This is a genomic window from Clostridium estertheticum (assembly GCF_011065935.2).
GTDB lineage: Bacteria > Bacillota > Clostridia > Clostridiales > Clostridiaceae > Clostridium_AD > Clostridium_AD estertheticum_A.
Window position 1 is genome coordinate 4,203,331 of record NZ_JAAMNH020000001.1, and the last position, 17,815, is coordinate 4,221,145.

Annotated in this window: 23 protein-coding genes and 3 pseudogenes; 11 read left to right on the forward strand and 15 right to left on the reverse strand. The window is 30.4% G+C overall.

From position 1 onward, the window contains the following. Positions 1–27: 27 nt before the first annotated feature. Positions 28–1,080 (reverse strand): DUF4236 domain-containing protein, encoded by a 1,053-nt coding sequence (locus G9F72_RS20010; RefSeq protein ID WP_164960074.1) that lies wholly within the window; start codon positions 1,078–1,080, stop codon positions 28–30. A gap of 181 nt (positions 1,081–1,261) precedes the next feature. Further along, positions 1,262–1,462: a cold-shock protein gene (locus G9F72_RS20015; RefSeq protein ID WP_125004432.1), complete on the reverse strand. Its 201-nt coding sequence runs from the start codon at positions 1,460–1,462 to the stop codon at positions 1,262–1,264. Positions 1,463–2,055: 593 nt separating this feature from the next. Here G9F72_RS20015 and G9F72_RS20020 point away from each other — a divergent pair. After that, complete coding sequence (locus G9F72_RS20020; RefSeq protein ID WP_164960073.1) at positions 2,056–3,189, forward strand: aldo/keto reductase; 1,134 nt, start codon at positions 2,056–2,058, stop codon at positions 3,187–3,189. 88 nt (positions 3,190–3,277) lie between these two features. On the opposite strand, the pseudogene G9F72_RS20025 reads toward G9F72_RS20020, so the two are convergent. Continuing rightward, a pseudogene (locus G9F72_RS20025) lies at positions 3,278–3,376 on the reverse strand (hypothetical protein); the annotation flags it as partial. Positions 3,377–3,569: 193 nt separating this feature from the next. On the opposite strand from G9F72_RS20025, the gene G9F72_RS20030 reads away from it, so the two are divergent. The 3 genes from G9F72_RS20030 (at position 3,570) to G9F72_RS20040 (ending at position 5,270) form a co-directional block, all read left to right on the forward strand. Beyond that, positions 3,570–4,106: an HD domain-containing protein gene (locus G9F72_RS20030; protein ID WP_164960071.1), complete on the forward strand. Its 537-nt coding sequence runs from the start codon at positions 3,570–3,572 to the stop codon at positions 4,104–4,106. Between the two features lie 61 nt (positions 4,107–4,167). Beyond that, complete coding sequence (locus tag G9F72_RS20035; protein WP_164960070.1) at positions 4,168–4,506, forward strand: hypothetical protein; 339 nt, start codon at positions 4,168–4,170, stop codon at positions 4,504–4,506. Between the two features lie 164 nt (positions 4,507–4,670). Further along, positions 4,671–5,270, forward strand: a complete 600-nt coding sequence (locus G9F72_RS20040) for an HAD family hydrolase (protein WP_164960069.1) — start codon at positions 4,671–4,673, stop codon at positions 5,268–5,270. Positions 5,271–5,358: 88 nt separating this feature from the next. Here the strand turns inward: G9F72_RS20040 and G9F72_RS20045 are convergent, their stop codons facing one another. Together G9F72_RS20045 and G9F72_RS20050 are read right to left on the reverse strand one after the other, a co-directional pair. After that, positions 5,359–6,084 carry a carbonic anhydrase gene (locus tag G9F72_RS20045; RefSeq protein ID WP_164960068.1) on the reverse strand — a complete coding sequence of 242 codons (726 nt, stop codon included), beginning with the start codon at positions 6,082–6,084 and terminating at the stop codon, positions 5,359–5,361. A 26-nt stretch (positions 6,085–6,110) separates the two neighbouring features. Continuing rightward, positions 6,111–6,359 (reverse strand): hypothetical protein, encoded by a 249-nt coding sequence (locus G9F72_RS20050; protein WP_164960067.1) that lies wholly within the window; start codon positions 6,357–6,359, stop codon positions 6,111–6,113. Positions 6,360–6,637: 278 nt separating this feature from the next. On the opposite strand from G9F72_RS20050, the gene G9F72_RS20055 reads away from it, so the two are divergent. Beyond that, positions 6,638–6,841 (forward strand): hypothetical protein, encoded by a 204-nt coding sequence (locus tag G9F72_RS20055; RefSeq protein ID WP_164960066.1) that lies wholly within the window; start codon positions 6,638–6,640, stop codon positions 6,839–6,841. A 249-nt stretch (positions 6,842–7,090) separates the two neighbouring features. Beyond that, positions 7,091–7,309, forward strand: coding sequence for a GNAT family N-acetyltransferase (locus tag G9F72_RS20060; RefSeq protein ID WP_187356120.1), 219 nt, complete (start codon positions 7,091–7,093; stop codon positions 7,307–7,309). 42 nt (positions 7,310–7,351) lie between these two features. On the opposite strand, the gene G9F72_RS20065 is transcribed toward G9F72_RS20060, so the two are convergent. From G9F72_RS20065 to G9F72_RS20075, 3 genes are all read right to left on the reverse strand, one after another. Further along, positions 7,352–8,284 (reverse strand): AEC family transporter, encoded by a 933-nt coding sequence (locus G9F72_RS20065; RefSeq protein WP_164960065.1) that lies wholly within the window; start codon positions 8,282–8,284, stop codon positions 7,352–7,354. 32 nt (positions 8,285–8,316) lie between these two features. Further along, a complete protein-coding gene (locus G9F72_RS20070) occupies positions 8,317–8,517 on the reverse strand; it encodes a hypothetical protein (RefSeq protein ID WP_164960064.1) in 201 nt (66 codons plus the stop codon). Positions 8,518–8,580: 63 nt separating this feature from the next. Continuing rightward, positions 8,581–9,693, reverse strand: a complete 1,113-nt coding sequence (locus G9F72_RS20075) for a M20 family metallopeptidase (RefSeq protein ID WP_164960063.1) — start codon at positions 9,691–9,693, stop codon at positions 8,581–8,583. A gap of 274 nt (positions 9,694–9,967) precedes the next feature. Here G9F72_RS20075 and G9F72_RS27210 point away from each other — a divergent pair, with 274 nt between their 5' ends. Both G9F72_RS27210 and G9F72_RS20080 read left to right on the forward strand, forming a co-directional pair. Beyond that, the gene (locus G9F72_RS27210) at positions 9,968–10,090 is read left to right on the forward strand and encodes a hypothetical protein (RefSeq protein ID WP_263486996.1); all 123 of its coding nucleotides are present in this window, start codon (positions 9,968–9,970) and stop codon (positions 10,088–10,090) included. 166 nt (positions 10,091–10,256) lie between these two features. Beyond that, positions 10,257–10,523: a hypothetical protein gene (locus G9F72_RS20080; RefSeq protein WP_164960062.1), complete on the forward strand. Its 267-nt coding sequence runs from the start codon at positions 10,257–10,259 to the stop codon at positions 10,521–10,523. A 137-nt stretch (positions 10,524–10,660) separates the two neighbouring features. Here the strand turns inward: G9F72_RS20080 and G9F72_RS20085 are convergent, their stop codons facing one another. Further along, positions 10,661–10,924: a hypothetical protein gene (locus tag G9F72_RS20085; RefSeq protein ID WP_164960061.1), complete on the reverse strand. Its 264-nt coding sequence runs from the start codon at positions 10,922–10,924 to the stop codon at positions 10,661–10,663. Positions 10,925–11,292: 368 nt separating this feature from the next. Here G9F72_RS20085 and G9F72_RS20090 point away from each other — a divergent pair, with 368 nt between their 5' ends. Together G9F72_RS20090 and G9F72_RS20095 are read left to right on the forward strand one after the other, a co-directional pair. After that, positions 11,293–11,679: a GntR family transcriptional regulator gene (locus G9F72_RS20090; protein ID WP_164960060.1), complete on the forward strand. Its 387-nt coding sequence runs from the start codon at positions 11,293–11,295 to the stop codon at positions 11,677–11,679. Then, complete coding sequence (locus tag G9F72_RS20095) at positions 11,669–12,523, forward strand: ABC transporter ATP-binding protein (RefSeq protein ID WP_164960059.1); 855 nt, start codon at positions 11,669–11,671, stop codon at positions 12,521–12,523. Before G9F72_RS20090 ends, G9F72_RS20095 begins: the two co-directional genes overlap by 11 nt. A 72-nt stretch (positions 12,524–12,595) precedes the next feature. On the opposite strand, the gene G9F72_RS20100 is transcribed toward G9F72_RS20095, so the two are convergent. Beyond that, the gene (locus tag G9F72_RS20100; RefSeq protein ID WP_164960058.1) at positions 12,596–12,775 is read right to left on the reverse strand and encodes a hypothetical protein; all 180 of its coding nucleotides are present in this window, start codon (positions 12,773–12,775) and stop codon (positions 12,596–12,598) included. Positions 12,776–12,811: 36 nt separating this feature from the next. Between G9F72_RS20100 and G9F72_RS20105 the strand changes: the two genes are divergently transcribed. Further along, the gene (locus G9F72_RS20105) at positions 12,812–13,573 is read left to right on the forward strand and encodes a hypothetical protein (protein ID WP_164960057.1); all 762 of its coding nucleotides are present in this window, start codon (positions 12,812–12,814) and stop codon (positions 13,571–13,573) included. Between the two features lie 42 nt (positions 13,574–13,615). Here the strand turns inward: G9F72_RS20105 and G9F72_RS20110 are convergent, their stop codons facing one another. The 5 genes and pseudogenes from G9F72_RS20110 to G9F72_RS27675 form a co-directional block, all read right to left on the reverse strand. After that, positions 13,616–14,494: a deoxyribonuclease IV gene (locus G9F72_RS20110; protein ID WP_164960056.1), complete on the reverse strand. Its 879-nt coding sequence runs from the start codon at positions 14,492–14,494 to the stop codon at positions 13,616–13,618. Positions 14,495–14,616: 122 nt separating this feature from the next. Next, a complete protein-coding gene (locus tag G9F72_RS20115; protein ID WP_164960055.1) occupies positions 14,617–15,450 on the reverse strand; it encodes a deoxyribonuclease IV in 834 nt (277 codons plus the stop codon). A gap of 47 nt (positions 15,451–15,497) precedes the next feature. Then, a pseudogene (locus G9F72_RS20120) lies at positions 15,498–15,846 on the reverse strand (family 1 glycosylhydrolase); the annotation flags it as partial. A 202-nt stretch (positions 15,847–16,048) separates the two neighbouring features. Further along, entirely contained in the window at positions 16,049–17,509 is a 1,461-nt protein-coding gene (locus tag G9F72_RS20125; RefSeq protein ID WP_224676191.1) for a transposase, read from the reverse strand. A gap of 15 nt (positions 17,510–17,524) precedes the next feature. Further along, positions 17,525–17,644 (reverse strand): annotated as a pseudogene (locus G9F72_RS27675) (transposase); the annotation flags it as partial. Between the last annotated feature and the right edge of the window lie 171 nt (positions 17,645–17,815).

Consider the following 17,815-nt stretch of genomic DNA (forward strand, 5'->3'; position numbering starts at 1 on the left):
GATTTAATTTAAAAATAAACTATCTATCTATAGCCCTAATCTTTCTTTAACATCTTCAAAGTTAGGTTCTTCTAAATATACCTTCTCATAATCTGATTTTGCCTTTGAGCCTTGTCCAGCTTCTTCATAAATTCTGCCACGAATATATCTTATTTGTAGGAGCAAGTCAGCTGGCCTATCTTTCTTTCGTCTTAAGACATCGGTTAGCTGTTTCGTTCCTGCATCCACGAGCCCAAGTGAATACAATGCAAACCCTCTAAGATAAATTATGTTAGTGTCTATAGGTTCATCATTATCAATATCCTTGGTTGCTTCTATTATGTCTGTTAAATGCTGTTTTACAGCTGGTTCATGGTGAGCTATTAAATCAATCATAGACAGACATATCACCTTATCACTGGGATTTTGATTCCATAATTCTTCCAATGAATTTATAGCCTCATTGTATTTTTCTTGGTTCTGATATGCCTCGACTATCGCTAAAGTCAAACCTTTAAAATCCAGATTAATTGGTATTTCAATATAATCAGTTATAGCTAAAGTTAATTCAAAATCACTATTAAACTTAGATATAGTCGTGCCTAGTTCATTTAATCTTTGCTTACATCTTGTTAAATAATCCTCAGCTACAAAATATTCTTCATTTCCAAGAGCTATATATCCTGCCATGAATAAGCTATCTGCATTTTCATGGTTTATGCTAAAAACTCTAAGTGCTTCATCATTTTTCCCCTGTGCAAAAGCTTTTATTCCCGTAAGAAAGCTCTTTTCCTGAGGAGACATGAATAGCCCCTGAAAAAATCCCAAGTTGGGAGCCACTGCAGAAGTACCACTATTCCCTGTTTGATTTCCATCACCTTGAATATTTCTACTATTGCCCCCCTTAGAACTTTTCTTATATCCTTTGTAAGTTGTATAATAAACGCCAGTACCTGGAATGCTGAAGCTGCTTCTTACTCCCTTGCCACCTAGGGTCATTTTCATCCCTTTTGGTCCAAATGAAAAAGATGGTCCTGATTTACTTAAATTCATGCTTATGCCTGGTAAAATATTTATTCTTTTATAAAATCTAAAACCCATACCTACACCTCCACATTATTTGGCAATTACTTTTACACATAATTCAATTATATACAAGTTGCTAATGCTATTAAAGAAATATAGTTGAAATAAGCACCAAAACTGTTGTTTCTGACTTTATAAATGATTGAAAAATAAAAAAAGCCACTAAATAGCTAAGCTATTTAGTGGCTAAAAATTATTATTTTACAATAGTAATATTTTCTGCTTGTGGTCCTTTTGGTCCTTCAACGATGCTGTAAGAAACTTTTTGTCCTTCTTCAAGTGATTTATAACCATCTGAATTTATTTGAGAAAAATGTGCGAAAACATCTACTCCGTCTTCTCCTGTAATAAATCCAAATCCTTTTTCTGAATTAAACCATTTAACTGTACCATTCATATATGTGTACCTCCGAAATTTTATTCTTAAACACTTTGTAATACCACACCTATAAAATTTCGTTATAAAAATACTATATTTAAAGAGTACTAATTATTTGAAATATATCTGTGTTGCTTTATTTACTATTCATTTAAGTTATGGCTTAATAATATCACAATTTATTATAAAAAGCAAGTTATACTAATATATTATCAATAAAGCTTGTCCGTAAGCTTTCAATATTAACAGTGAACTGCCCTTATATAAGGCAATTCACTGCTCTAAAAATAAATTAATTTATTTTTGTTTTATCCACTGAATGTAAGGACATTTTAAGAAATTCTCAATTAGTTGAAGCATTTGACTACTCCACTATTTATATTTGTTAATAAAGAGATTTAGTACAAATAAAATAGCACCCGTTATCTACATAATATATATAGCTTTACTTTTATTTTTAGTATAATAAGTCATAATAACATTTTTTTAGGACATTATAGAATGGCTTTTACTTTAGATAAACAGTATAATTATATATATAGTCAAACCCTAGCTCAAATTTAAATAAATAATGGTTTTATAAATTAATGAGTATAAAGGAGATTGAAATAATGAAGTATCGAAGTTATGGTAATACAGGAGAAATGGTTTCAACTTTAGGCTTTGGTTGCATGAGGTTACCTGAGGTTGAAATAAATGGAAAATGGTATATCAATGAAGAGGAGGCTTTACCACTACTTTTTAGTGGTTATGCAAATGGTATAAATTACTTTGACTCAGCACCCTATTACTGCCACAAAAATAGTGAGCATGCAGTAGGAAAAGCTTTAAAAAGTGTAAGAGGTAAGGTTAAGCTAACTACAAAGCTACCTTTGGATGATGTTAAAAAACCTTCTGATATGAGAAAATTTCTTGAGAACAGCTTAAAAACCATGGACACACCTTATATAGATTTCTACCATTTTTGGGGAATAAACAAAGGTTCCCTTGAGAATATTAAAACCAATGACCTTTTCAATGAGGCACGAAAAGCAAAAGAAGAAGGACTTATAAGACATTTAAGTTTTTCTTTCCATGATGATGCTGAAAACATGATTGATATTATAGATGCTGGAGAAGGAATTTTTGAATCTGTTTTATGCCAATATAATCTTCTTGACCGGAAAAATGAAAAATCTATTGCCTATGCCAGGAAAAAGGGACTAGGAGTGGCTGCTATGGGTCCTGTAGCAGGGGGTAGACTTGCCGCACCTACTGAACTTTATAAAAAACTTACAGGTAAAGAATCTATAGCTACCTATGAGCTTGCATTAAGATTTGTTTTGGGAAATGAAGATATAAGCCTTGCTCTATCAGGCATGGAAAATATGGATATGTTAGAAAAAAACCTTGCTATTGCAAATGTTGAGACTTATATGAATAATGCAGAAAGATACAAAGTTGGTATAGCTATGGAGGAGATTAAGCAGTTTTCAGAACTATATTGCACTGGCTGTAATTACTGCCAGCCTTGTCCTAAGAACATAATTATCCCTAAGATATTTAACATGTACACTTATCACAATGTTTATGGCTTAACAGGAGTAGCTAAGAAGGAATTTGAAGGCTATAAAAAGAACCCTGAAAAGGGTGCAATGCCAGACGCCTGCATAGATTGTGGTATGTGCGAAGTAAAATGTCCACAGCACCTTAAAATTAGAAAAGAATTAAAGAGAGTAGTTAATGTTTTAGAAGAAATTAAATAACATTTTTTTCTTAACTTTAAAATAAACATGACAGGAAGACTAAGGAGATGACTAAAAGTCTTCTCCTTAGTCTTCTGAGGTTTGAAGAGAGCACATTACATTTTAAATGAATTCTCTCGTCTTCTTTTCTTGCATCTAAAAATCCAACTCTAATTTGTGTAGTTATAAAATCTGCATCCACAAGAGCTGATGTCTAGAATATGAACTTCCATATTATAACTCAAGTAAAATTGATTTACGATTTTCATCAATTTATTTAGTTAAAATTAATAGTAAAAAATACAATTAAAAGTTTACTGGACCTATACCCAAAATAATATATATATGAAATAAAACTAATTAAAAAGTAATTGTTAATTTAGAAGGGAGTTAGATTAGTAATGATTAATAAGGCTATAATGTTTGCAACTATTTCGCATAGTAATCAGTGTAGAAAGGGTACAAATATCCCATATATTTTACATCCACTTGAAGCCGGAATTATTGTTTCACAGATAAAGTACGATGAGAATCTTGTCTGCGCTGCCATACTTCATGACATTACTGAAGATGTGCATGTTAGCTATAAAACACTTGAAGTGATGTTTGGTAAAAGAATAGCAGACCTAGTAAAATCCCAGAGTGAAGATAAGACGAAAAGTTGGACTTACAGAAAGACGCACACCATAGAATCAATGCGAGATGAAAAAGATGAAGATATAAAGATAATTTGCTTAGGGGATAAGCTTTCAAACATAAGGTCTCTGTACAATAACTATGAATTAGAAAAAGAAAATCTCTGGCAAAGGTTTAATGTTAAGGATAAAAACATGCATGGATGGTACTATAAAGGATTGGCTGAAAGTTTGAGTAGCTTGCATGATTTTAAAGAATATCAGGAATATAAGGAACTTGTTTATAGTGTTTTTTATGAATAAATAAAAAAATATTCATAGGTTAGGAAATTGTTGTAATTTTTTATAGGAGTTATGAATTATTATGATGAATGAAATTAATGCAATGGATAATGTACTTCAAAATCTGAGTTTGAGATTCATATCGTTACAAAAATATGATGAGCCTTTAAAACCCGGAAAAAATATAGGATTAAAAGAATATAATAATGTACCTAAATTACATTCACTATACTCCAATAATCCTCTAACATTTAATAATAAATACATTAGTATGAATACGGCTGATACAATTTTAAAAATAGCCCATATAAACAGTAGTAAAGTCACTCAAGAGGTTCTTGATACCTTACATAAACATATATTTGATAATAGTTCAGCATTTAGACTAGCACTTGTGTACAAAATAAGGGTAGCTTCATGAATGGTGAATTTATTGGATAATGCTTTTTAAAAAGTAGCCCTGAATAGTGTATAAAACTAAAATACAATAATTAAAATTTTACTGAATTCATATATTATTTGTGTTAGTATTTATCTAATAACTGTATTATAAATATAATCAACAATTTATTGCGGAGGCCAAAAATGCTTAAAAATATAATCTTTGATATTGGAAATGTATTACTAGAATTTAAACCACTGGATTATCTTAAAAGAACTTTCAACGATGATAATATTGAAAAGCTCCTTTACAAAGAAATTTTTCAAAGTGAAGAGTGGCTTCACCTAGATAGAGGTACATTAACTCAAGAGGAAGCAGTAAAAATAATATCTTTAAGAAACCCTAATAATGAAATACATATTAAGAAGTGTATGGATAATTGGATTGAAATATTGACACCTATTGAAGGCACAGTAAAAACCCTAAGCCAGCTAAAAGAAAAAGGTTATAACCTATATCTCCTTTCAAATTTTCACTCACTAGCTTTTGAAACTATTTGTACTAAATATGATTTTTTCAAACATTTTGATGGGGGTATAATATCATATAAAGAAAATCTTTTAAAACCTGAAGCAGAGATTTACACTAAACTTTTAGAAACTTATAAGCTAAATGCAGACGAGTGCTTATTTATTGATGATACCTTAGTAAATATTGAAGCAGCGGATAAACTTGGTATTAAAACAATTCATTTTAATCCACTAGTGCCACCCACGTGGCAAGTGGCAAGTTTACTCTTGTAAAAAATATTTTCAGCCTAGCTTCTAAACTCACAAAAAGACAAGTACATTAAATAATGACTTGTCTCTTTGTCTATATGTATCTACTTCATTAATTATTAAACCACTGAACTACACCTGATTTTAGCAAATATTTAGCCTCTACTATCTTTATATTTCCCTTTTTTAGTTCTTCTTTAATGATTTTTGAATGTTTTAGTTCACGACTAGAGTTATTAATGTTTTCATTGGTCACTTGTTCAACTAGATTTTCACCTTGTAAATTCTTAGATTTTACTTTTTTAACGGAAGGTTCTATCTTATCTATTATAGCTCCAATATTTCCATGTTGTTTTTTCCCACTTTCTTCCACTGCTGCCTCAACAGCACCACAATTTTCATGTCCCATTACAACTATAAGAGGGGTCTTTAAATGTTCCACCGCATATTCAACACTTCCGAGTTCTATCTTATCTATTACATTACCTGCCACCCGGACAACAAACAAATCGCCAAGTCCCTGATCAAAAATAAATTCTGGTGGTACTCGAGAATCTGAACAAGTGATAATTACTGCAAAAGGATGTTGACCATTAATTAATTCTTCCCGTTTTGTACTGCTTGTGTTAGCTTGCATTAGCACATTTTTCTGAAATCTTTCATTTCCGTCTTTTAATAGTATTAAGGAAACCTCTGGCTTTTTTATCTCTTTAATTTCTTGTGTTTTGGTCTCAATAATAGGAGCACCAAACGCAATGTTACTAATATTTAAACTACTCCCAATACTCGTAGCTACTATAAATAAAATAACGGAAATACGTGACAATATTTTTTTCACAATACAGTCTCCCCTCAATTATATATTTATATTGCCATTGTGTTTACCTTAATGTCTTCAATTTTAGTTAAATCTTCTTTTAAAGCAGATATTCCTGCTTCTTCACCACAAAGTTGTAATAAAATTAAACCTCTTTCTGCACATAAATCTTTGGACGTTTCATGTAGTCCTAGCCTCATGCTAATAATGCAACCATGTTTTGTTAAAATTTCTTGTAACTCTGGAGCAAACCTATTTCTTTTTTCTAAGGCAATAGCCATAATTGTAGTATTCATTATAAAAACCTCCAATAAATTATTATTATTATTATTAAGAAAATTAATTATTGTACAAATCATCCCCTTTAAAAATTTTGAGGTATCCTTTACTATTTGACTTTTATTGCAATTCTATACCTTTTTTTCATTATGTATAGTGATACAATTATGAATGAGATTATATTCATAACAAAATAAAAATAAAGACAACATTGTTACTCATTAAGAGGAACATCATAAAAATATACATAAGGCAGTGTGAAAATTAACTAAATTAATAAAAGGAGGGTGTTTTTATGCGATTGATAAAACTAATGAAAAATATAGCTATTGGAGCTACTGCAGCAGTGGCAGCGGTTACTGTACTTCCAATTGCAGGTGCGGTAGGAACAATTACCGCAACTGGCATTGTGGTGGCTTCAGTAGTTGGTGGAGTTGCGGGGGCTATTGACCATGTAAATGATGAAAAGAAGCATAATGATAATCAAACAATTTTATAATTCACAAATACCGTATTATTCAGGATTTCTTGATTTTACGGTATTTTTATGTTGATTTTATCCACAAACGTAGGAACTTTAATAGGTGCACTCAGTGGATATTTTGGTGAAAAACTTGATAATTTTATAATGAGAATTATTGAAGTTATAAAATAAATAACCGTTAGTTATTATGTTATAATTTCAATATTGGTTGGTTAAATAGCAGAAAATTTTAGATTAGTAATAAAAACAATAGGGGGGATATATATGAGTATCCAGGGAATAGGAACAAAATTAATGGAATTTGCAATTAAAAAGAGTACAGAATTGAACTTTAAAAACTTACTTGTAATCTTGCTTGAGTGGAATCTTCCAAGTATAAAGTTACTCCAAAAATTTGGATTTAAGGAATGGGGCTGTCTACCTGGAATTGCAGATTTCCATGGAGAAATATGTTCACACCTATATTATGGATTAAAGATATAGATAGATTTATTTTATAAATAGACTACATATTAACAATGTAGTCTATAATATTGCCATTAGAATTGGGATAACAAATAGAGTGCCTATAGTTGAAATTGCTATCATGAGCGAAGCAAAATTGTAATCAGAATCATAAGCCTTTGCAATTATTGCAGAATTAGCCATGACAGGCATAGCTGCTTGTACAACAAATACCGAACCCATAAGCTGTGGTATAGGAAACATAGGCAAAATTAGTATTACTAGCAGTGGTGATATTACAAATCTACCTATTAATATCCAAACTATATCCATGCTAAACTTTACAGATTTCAAATTTACGAGGTAAATGGATGCACCAATAAAAAACATGGATAAGGGAGTTGTAAGATTGCCCAAGTATTTACTGGTATCCATAATAAATGCTGGCAATTTAATATTTAATAACAGCAAAACCATTCCAACAAGAAACCCCATTAAAGGTGGAGACAATATCTTTTTGACAAAATCAATTGAAAAAAACTTTAACGCTTTTTTGTTCCCATCTTTAGTAATCTCGTATATACCTAAAGTCCAGAAAAAGGTGGTATTGGCTATGTAATAAAGCAAAACATAAGGCACACTCTTCTCTCCAAATAACGCAAGATTAACTGGAATTCCCATAAATATAGTATTTGAATTAAAAAACATGGACACAAAGAGTCCACGCCTATTATCTTTAACCTTTGCAATTTTAGCAAAAAACTTGGCAATAATAAAACAACAACCTATTGATAAGAAAGGAACTACTAGACCACTTGAGTCAGCTATAAGCTTATATTTTGTAAAATTGCTCAAAATTGTATTCAACATCATCATGGGAAGTGAAATGTTTACAACAATAGTTGTTATCAAATTAATTGCCTTTTCATCAAGTAAATTTTTATATGCTAAAAAATATCCAATCACAATCATTATCATTATACTTAGTACACTTTGATCTGCTGCAAAATTCATATAAAATCACCCCAAACTTTAATTAATGTCCTTTAATCTTTACAAATTTTTAGCTGTATTGCTAGTACTGGGAATCCTTTGACTGAAGCTATTCTATGCATCATTATATATTTCTTCCCGTTTATCAAAAATTTTGGAAATTCCTTTCCCGTTTCTAGGATTTCACATTCTTTTCCTTGCTCTATTAATTTCTCAAATACCTCAAAAGCCATTTCATCTGAGTTTTTATACATCTCATCTAATTGAAGATTTATTCCTTTGAAATTATTGTTATTAATATATATTATATCAACTTATTATTCCATAGAAATTATAAAATTTGTTATTATATAAATCCCATTTAAAATTGAGTCCTCGGAGGCATCAAAGTCTGGAGAATGAAGTGGGTGAATTCCTTTAGATCCATCTCCTATACCGAGTCTAAAATGTACTGATGGAACCTTTTCAGCAAAAAATGCAAAATCCTCTGCAGCAAAGGTTTTTTCTAAATGCAAAACCTTATCTACACCTATGAGTTTTTTCGTAATCTCAATAAATTTATTAGTGAGTAATTCATTACTTATTAATGGGGGGTATTGAAAATCATATTCCATTTCCACCTTGCAGCCATATTTCTCTGCAGATAACTTCGAATTTATTAATATATCATCATGCAATTTATTTCTAAGCTGATTACTAAAAGTCCTAACAGTACCTAAAACCTCACATTTTTCTGCTATTACATTATTAGCATTACCACATTTTATCGAAGCAAAAGTAATTATATGTGAATCCAAAGGATTATTTTCTATTCTAGATTGTATATTCATGCTTTGAATAAATTCAATGGCAGGATATATTGGATTTTTACATAAATGGGGCATAGCGGCATGCCCCCCCTTACCTATGAAGCGCATATGAAAATTGTCTACTGAGGCCATTGAGGCACCACTTGCTACTTCTATTGTTCCAACTTTTACATTAGGCCATACATGAAATCCAATCATATAATTAACCTTAGGGTCTTCAAGCACCCCTTCTTTTATCATTGGGTCAGCTCCACCTTCATTTTCTTCACCTGGTTGGAAAATAAACTTTACAACTTTATTAAACCCTAATTTTTTAAGTATTAGCACAGTACCTAAAACAATAGCCATATGATAATCATGGCCACAAGCATGAGAAACACCATTTACAGGTAAGGCATCCATATCTGCTCTAACTGCAATGCAAGTATCTCCAGAATTTAAAGTAGCAACCACTCCAGTCCTTACTAATACTTTCGTTTCAATATTTATATCTTTTAGAAAATCAATTATAATACCTTGAGTCTTATTCTCCTCAAAGGATAATTCAGCGTTAACATTTAGTTTTTTTCTTAAGTCTTTTATAGTACTAATATTTTTTGCTATTAACTCTTTAATGTCCAAATTATCACCGCCTACAATTATACGAAATCTTATTATAAGTTTATACCATAGATGTTAGAAGTATGCAAGAAAAAATAGTGTTTGGCTATCCATAGAATATCTAAAAGTATTTTTCCCTAATAGTTATATATTGTTTACATTATTGACACCTAATCGCAATAATTATTTAGTATTATATTAATTGAAGATGTTATTGTTAAGACCATATGTCAAATAAATCTTGGATCGAAATTTATAGTATAGCCTTTAAAGGCAGAAATGGAGACAATTTATTATGAAACCTGAATATGAAAGTGTGCCTGAAATGTCGAGATTTTCTTCTATCTTAATTGCTATATGTGTTGGCGCTTCAGTATTATCACTAGTTGGAATTAAAATACTTTTAACAGCTATGTAGCCCAGCTTTATACAGTAATATCATCATTTACTATTGCAGTAGAAACTGTATTTGGTATATGGTGTTTTTTTATTTTTACATAATCTTACCTTGAGTACCAGAAAATTTTACCTTTGCTAAAACGTAGCGTTTAAGTTATAATTTCATTAATAATGGAGGTGTTTTTATGAACGTTAATTTTTCTAATATTAATCTGAATACCATTATTATGTTTGCATTAGCTATATTACTTGCTTATCTTGGTATTGCTGTATTTAAAATAATTGGAAGAATACTAAGTATTACAATAGGTATATTCCTTTTAATATATGTGCTTCAACAAATAGGTATTACAGTACCTATATTAAGCGATATTCTTGGCTCTCTTTTACAATTGTTAAAGCCGATTATCGATCTTATAACAAATTTATTTAGTTCCGTTAAAATTAAATAACTGAAACAATAAAAAGCGATTATGTTTTCACATAGTCGCTTTTATTGATTTCTAAGCATATTTCATATTGAAAATTTGAACCTAGTTTATTTCCAGCCAAGTATGAGAGCTACTGCATGGTGTATGGCACCAGATATCTAGATCTTAAACAAAATCCATTTACAAGTTGCAATTTCATACTTAAGCTCAAATAATTTTATATCATTGCCAATTAAACTTTGACACTTATAAACAAGCATAAGGTTTCCTGCAAGTTTCTCAGTGTCTTTTACTATAACTTTATCTATTTTTATAACTTGCATGGGCTCATTAACCATTTGCATTCTAAACCTTATAGGCCTTATAGCACCTTTATCATCTGTATAAGAAACCATTTCTATAGGTAAAGCTAAAACCTTCATATACCTCCAACCCCTTCTATAACATCTAATTCATAAAAATCATTATCCCAAAAGCAGTAACCTTCTAAAGCTTTCAGAACATATGTTCGTAATTATTATATCAAACTTTCCGGATTTTTAGAAGTGATTTTTAAAATATAGTGAAGTAAGTGCCACCCACGTATATTCCCATCAGCTATAAGTTCATGCTTTTATCATTTAATAATTCAGTATCATCGCCCATTAGTTCCATACTTTGCTGTGACTTTTCAAAGCAGAGCTGATGCTGCAATATTAGCAATTTCATAAGAATACTTATACTACCAAGGAAATCATTGACATCCAACTGTGTCTATTATATAATAACAGTAGATAAGGAGGTGGTGTGCTTGAATATTCTTATATCAACCCTTTCACAAACGCCCATATATGGACAAATACAAACTCAGATAAAAGAAATGGTCCTCAAGGGAACCTTAAAATCCCAGGAGCAATTGCCGTCAATAAGGCTTATGGCAAAAGATTTGAAAGTTGGAATTATAACCGTAAAACGTGCTTATGAAGAACTTGAAAAAGAGGGTATTGTCGTCAATTTACAAGGGCGAGGATGCTTTGTAGCAGAGATTGACAGAAATAAAATTAAAGCAATACACATTGATATGCTTAAGGAAAGACTTCTTGAAATCAAAGACTTTGCAGACACAGTAGGCATATCATCCGTGGAAATGTTTAAAGTTCTAAATGAAATATATGGAGGTATTGAAGATGACAAATAATGCTTTGGAAATCAAAAACCTAGAAGCAAGTATAGGTAAGTTCTCTTTGCGAGATGTAAGCTTTCCATTGGAAAAGGGAACTATTATGGGGTTTATAGGAAGAAACGGTTCAGGCAAAACCACTCTTATTAAAACAATGCTTAATATGATTCCAAAAACAAGAGGAGATGTGTTATTCGACGGTACTGTGATGTATGGAAACGAAGAAATAGTTAAAGCAAAAATAGGGGTTGTATTTGATAGTTTAATCTATCCTCTCAATCTCAAACCTACTAAAATCAAAAAGATGATATCACCATTTTATAAAACCTTTGATTGCATTCGGTTTGAGGAGCTAATGAACCGCTTTGACCTTGACCCAAGTAAAAAGCTCTCAGCATATTCAAAAGGTATGCAGATGAAATTCGGAGTTGTAATGGCACTATGTCATAATCCTGAATTAATCATACTTGACGAACCTACAGCAGGTCTTGACCCTATTGCAAGGGCTGACGTGATGGATTTACTCTTAGAACTTATGCAAAAGGAGGAAAGGTCCATACTATTCTCAACACATATTACAAGTGATCTTGAAAAAATTGCTGATTATATAACCATGATTGATGAGGGTAAAATTGTTTTTTCTAATGGAAAAGATGAAATGCTTGATATGTATCTCTTAGCACATATTGATAAAGAGGCTATGACAGATGTAATCAAATCTGACCTTATAGGAATAAAAGAAACACCTTTTGGATATGAGGGATTATGCACCAAAAAATTAAAACTTCAGAATGTAGCAGGGATTAAAACTGCCAGACCTACAATTGAGGACATTATGCTTTACATGGTTGCAAAAAAATGAAGAGTATCAAAATAGCAAGCTTCAGAAAGTTTTACAAGGAGGTATAAAAATGCTAAAGAGATTTTTAAATTATCAGTTACTTTTAAGTAGTTCAATTGGTTTTGTTAATGCTAAAAAAACTTCAAAATCCCATTTTTTTATTCTATTTAGTTTTATTTTATTTATAGGGGTTTTTACTGGTAAACTAGCGAGATTTCTGGTGCAACTAACCTCCACTTTAACTTCTGTAACACTACCTATTTCAATGTTCATATCATACAAACTCTATAAAGGAAAGAGGTGCTTAGTATGTTAAAAAAATTCATTGCCTATCAAAAACTATTACTAAATTCAACGCCACCAATTGATATGACCTGGAAGAATCCATTGGAGATATTGCTTTATTTTTCCTGTATTTTTGCTGTAGTTTTTATGACTATTTATATATTTTCAGGAAATGCAATATTTACAAGCGGTAATTTAATAATTATTTTACCAATGGTAAGTATATGGATGATTAACCGCATACTTAATGGCCGTAACAGACTATTTGAAACTGTTCCTGTAACTAGGAGATATACAGTGATTAATATATTTTTATTGTCAATAATAATTATATTTATAGGTTTTTTACTGTATTGGTTTTCTATTATAGCTTTATTTGGTCTTATATTTGGGATTGCATATCTGCTAAATCCCCAAAGCATTACATCACCTCCAGAAACTACTGTCACTCAAATGGCAAAAGGGGATTTATTAATGGTTTGTATATTTGTAATAATCCTTGCTAGTGGAATTGCAATTACTTTTATAAAAAACAAAAAATTAAGGCTTTCCTGCTTTGCAGCGTTTACTACTATTGGTTATGGACTTTTATTCACTCTAAAATTTTCTATGCCTGTATCATCTGATTTAGGGAATGTTGAATTTCTTGAAAGTTTTTCTATAATGCCACAGGCAAATACAATTTTGATTTTTGTAGCAACTTCCACAATTATAATATGCATCGCCTCGGGTTTCATTGGATATAAGCTTTACGTGGGTAAATCAAATTTTTCCAATTACTATTAGTTTTTATTAAATAAACAGCTATGAGATTTCTCTCATAGCTGTTTATTTGTTTTTAATCATATTGCTACTTGCCACGTGGGCGGAACCTTCTTCTATATATGCTTCTCGTAAAAACTTGATTTCCTGCGCATGACCAGATAATTCAATTGGAGTTTCTAAAAAAAATGGTAAGTTACGTAGTTTGGGGTGATTAATGATTTTAATAAACACTTCTTTTCCAATTGAACCTTCACCAATTTTTTCATGGCGATCCTTATGGCTTTCAAAGGGATTTTTACTATCATTTAAATGAATTGCGTATAGCTTGTCAAGACCAATAATTCTATCAAACTCCTCTATGACCCCATCTAAATCATTAACTATATCATAACCAGCATCATAAACATGACAAGTATCCAGACATACACCTATTTTGCCTGAAAGCAAAACTCCATCAAGAATTTGTTTTAATTCTTCAAATCGAACGCCTACTTCTGTTCCTTTACCAGACATTGTTTCAAGAAGTACCGTAGTAGTTTGTTCTGGTTTAAGTACAATGTTCAGCATATTTATAATATATTCTATTCCTATTTTCGCACCTTGTTTCACATGATTACCTGGATGGAAATTATAAAGATTATTTGGTAAGTATTCCATTCTTTTTAAATCATCTTCCATAATTCTCAGTGCAAATTCTCTTGTGTGCTTATCAGCAGAGCAAGCATTTAAAGTGTATGGAGCATGTGCTAGCATTATAGCAAATTTGTTTTCTTTTGCTAGTTGTAATAGCGCTTCTACGTCTTTGGGATCAATTTCTTTTGCTTTACTACCTCTAGGATTACGGGTGAAAAACTGAAACGTATTAGCTCCTATTTTTAGAGCTTCTTCTCCCATAGCTTTATAGCCTTTCGACACTGATAAATGACAACCTATATTCAACATAATTTTTCCTCCGAAAACCCAATATACTTCAACAATAGCACACATTTTATATCTATTTATAGTGAATTATCCACAGTTTAATAACATTATAACTTGCCACTTGCCACGTGGATGGCACCAAATTATTCTATATACGCTTCTCTTAAAATCTTAATTTCCTGAGCATAACCAGCTAATTCATTTGGAGTTTCTAAAAAGAATGGTAAATGACGTAGTTTTGGATGATTAATAACTTTAATAATCACTTCTTTTCCAATAGAACCTTCACCAATTTTTTCATGGCGGTCTTTATGACTTTCAAATGGATTTTTGCTATCATTTAAGTGAATTGCACAAAGCTTATCAAGGCCGATTATTCTATCAAATTCATCTACAACCCCATCTAAATCATTAACTATATCATAACCAGCATCATAAATGTGGCAAGTATCAAGACATACTCCCATTTTGCCTGAAAGAGTGACTCCATCAAGAATTTGTTTTAACTCTTCAAAAGTTCTACCTACTTCTGTTCCTTTTCCTGACATTGTCTCAAGAAGTACTGTAGTTGTTTGTTCTGGTTTTAGTACAGTGTTCAGCATATTTATAATATATTCAATGCCCACCTCTACGCCTTGCTTCACATGACTACCTGGATGGAAATTATAAAGACTATTAGGTAAATATTCCATTCTTTTCAAATCATCCGCCATAACACTAATTGCGAATTCTCTTGTGCCTTCATCAGCGGAACAAGCATTTAGGGTGTATGGTGCATGAGCTAAAATTATAGCAAATTTATTTTCTTTCATTATTTCTAAAAGCGCTTCCACATCTTTTGGGTCGATTTCTTTTGCTTTACTACCTCTAGGATTACGAGTGAAAAACTGAAATGTATTTGCTCCTATTTTTAGAGCTTCTTCTCCCATAGCTTTATAGCCTTTTGATACTGATAAATGACAACCTATATTTAACATAATTAATCCTCCAGTAGTGTATTGATAGTGTTAGCACTATCAATACTTTATTTTTTTATTAAGCTTTCCCCATTTGTTGAAATTACTTCTTTATACCAATTAAAGCTTTTTTTCTTATATCTTTTTAATGTACCTGTACCATCATCATTACGATCTACATATATAAATCCATATCACTTTCTAAGTTCTGCAGTTGTTGCGCTAACAAGATCGATACATCCCCAGGAAGTATTCTACACCGTCTTCTATTGCCTCGGATACTTGAAGCAAATGATCATTTAGATAATTAATTCTATAATCGTCTATTACTGTTTTATTTCCATTTTCATCTGTTATTAATTCATCCACAGCACCTAAACCATTTTCCACAATAAATAATGGTTTTTCATAACGGTCCTGATACTCCCACGCCTAAAGGTATGGGGTTCTTAAATACATTATCTTCTCCTATACTCTCATTTATATAAAAACTATAAATTACAACATATAAGAACTAAACAACCTCTCTAAGACTTTCACTACCAATTATCCTAATGGATAAATTAACGATAGTATAAGGCTCATATCAAAACCTATTAAATTTTTTATTAATTTGTTTTTATATTCCCATACTTGATATTTTTTTATTATTACTGCTTAATAATCTATTAATTTCTTTATCATGCAAATGCTTAAAATTATCATAAGTTCCAAAACATAAATCCCTATCTATTTCTTCTAAATTTTCTTTTACATTCATTATTAAAAAACTACTATATAAGTCTCTTTGAATTTTAATTTCTTTATTATCGACATTGAATATATTCCAACGTTCACTTAATTCTTTTTTATTATACTTCTCATCAAAATGGTTATACTGTGATGCTTTTATTTTATAAGTATTAACTTTATATAATTCAGTATTATTCCACTTTAATTTATTGTCTAATATAGTTAAAAGCATACTTGGGGCTTTATTTGCTAAAGACTTTCCAAATCTTTTTTTCTTGTTAAATTTTCCTGTTTTCTCGTTAACGGTAGTATTTTGGGAACGTTTTTGCAATCCTTTATAGTTCATTGTTTCTACTAATATCCTATCCCCTAAACTCACTATTTTATTAGCTAAAATATTATGACTTTGCTTTTTTATATCAGCTTGTTTCCTTTGAATATCTCTTAATTCATTTTGAGTTTTAATATATTTATTTGATTTAACCCATATTAATTTTACACCATGTTTGATTGTTCCATTTTCATTAAAACTATTAGGATTATTAATTCTTCTTTGTCTATCTAGTTTTCTTAATAATCTTCTTTTAATTGTTTCAATATTATTAACCTCGGGTGCTAATTCTAATAATTTAACCTCATGTTTTGAGGCAATCCCTATAGTTTGAGTACCAATATCTATTCCAACATTACCCTTTCCAATACTATTTTTAACTTCCCCAGTTTCTTTATTATATTTAATAGGAGGGATACCATCTAAAACTAATTGAATATAATATTTATATTTTCCACGAATAAATTTTCTAACTATTCTACAATATTTAACTTCGTTTAATAGCGAAATTTCTGCATATTCATCGTTGTTTTTAACAATAAGGTTGATTTTAAGCCCATTCCAAATTAATTGATTATCTTTAAATCTAATCCCCGTTCCATTGGACTTCCCTTCAACACTGTTCATTTCTCCATATTTCTTAAAACAAACCTTATTTGCAGTATGGAACATTAATCCTTGAAATGCACTAAAACACCTTGAAGCTATCTTTTGAGTGCTGAAGCTATCTACGTTATTTTTAAAATGTTTTTGAATAGGTTTTACAAACTTATGAAGTGAATACTCCGTCAAACTATATTTTTTATTTAATTCATTAAATTGTTTATTACGTTCTTTTCCTTTAGCAATTTTAACAACTTTCTTATATTCCTTAGACTGTCTCATATAATTATATCTTTTATATAATTCTCCTAAACAGCTATTATATATATTCCTACTTATTTCTAATCTCTTATCTAAAATATCTTCTTGATATTTTTCTGTATCTAGTTTTAATGTTAATATATAATTTGACACAATATTCACCTCCTTTTAATATCTTGTTTTTTGATTTTCCACATATTTTTTTACCGTTTCACTACTCACATTTCCCGCAGTTGATATAAAATAACTTCTAGTCCATAAGCTAGGCATTTTCTTTAATTCGTTAAACTCGTCACGTATAAATTTGACCACATACTTAAATCTTTCTTCCATATTAGGTATTAAGAATATTTTTCTTCTATATCTTGGCAAAATATAAAATGATAATTAATTAAACTTATTGTAGTTTTAGTTGTTCTATATTCATTTTCCATAATTAAAGTATATCGCAAAATGTGT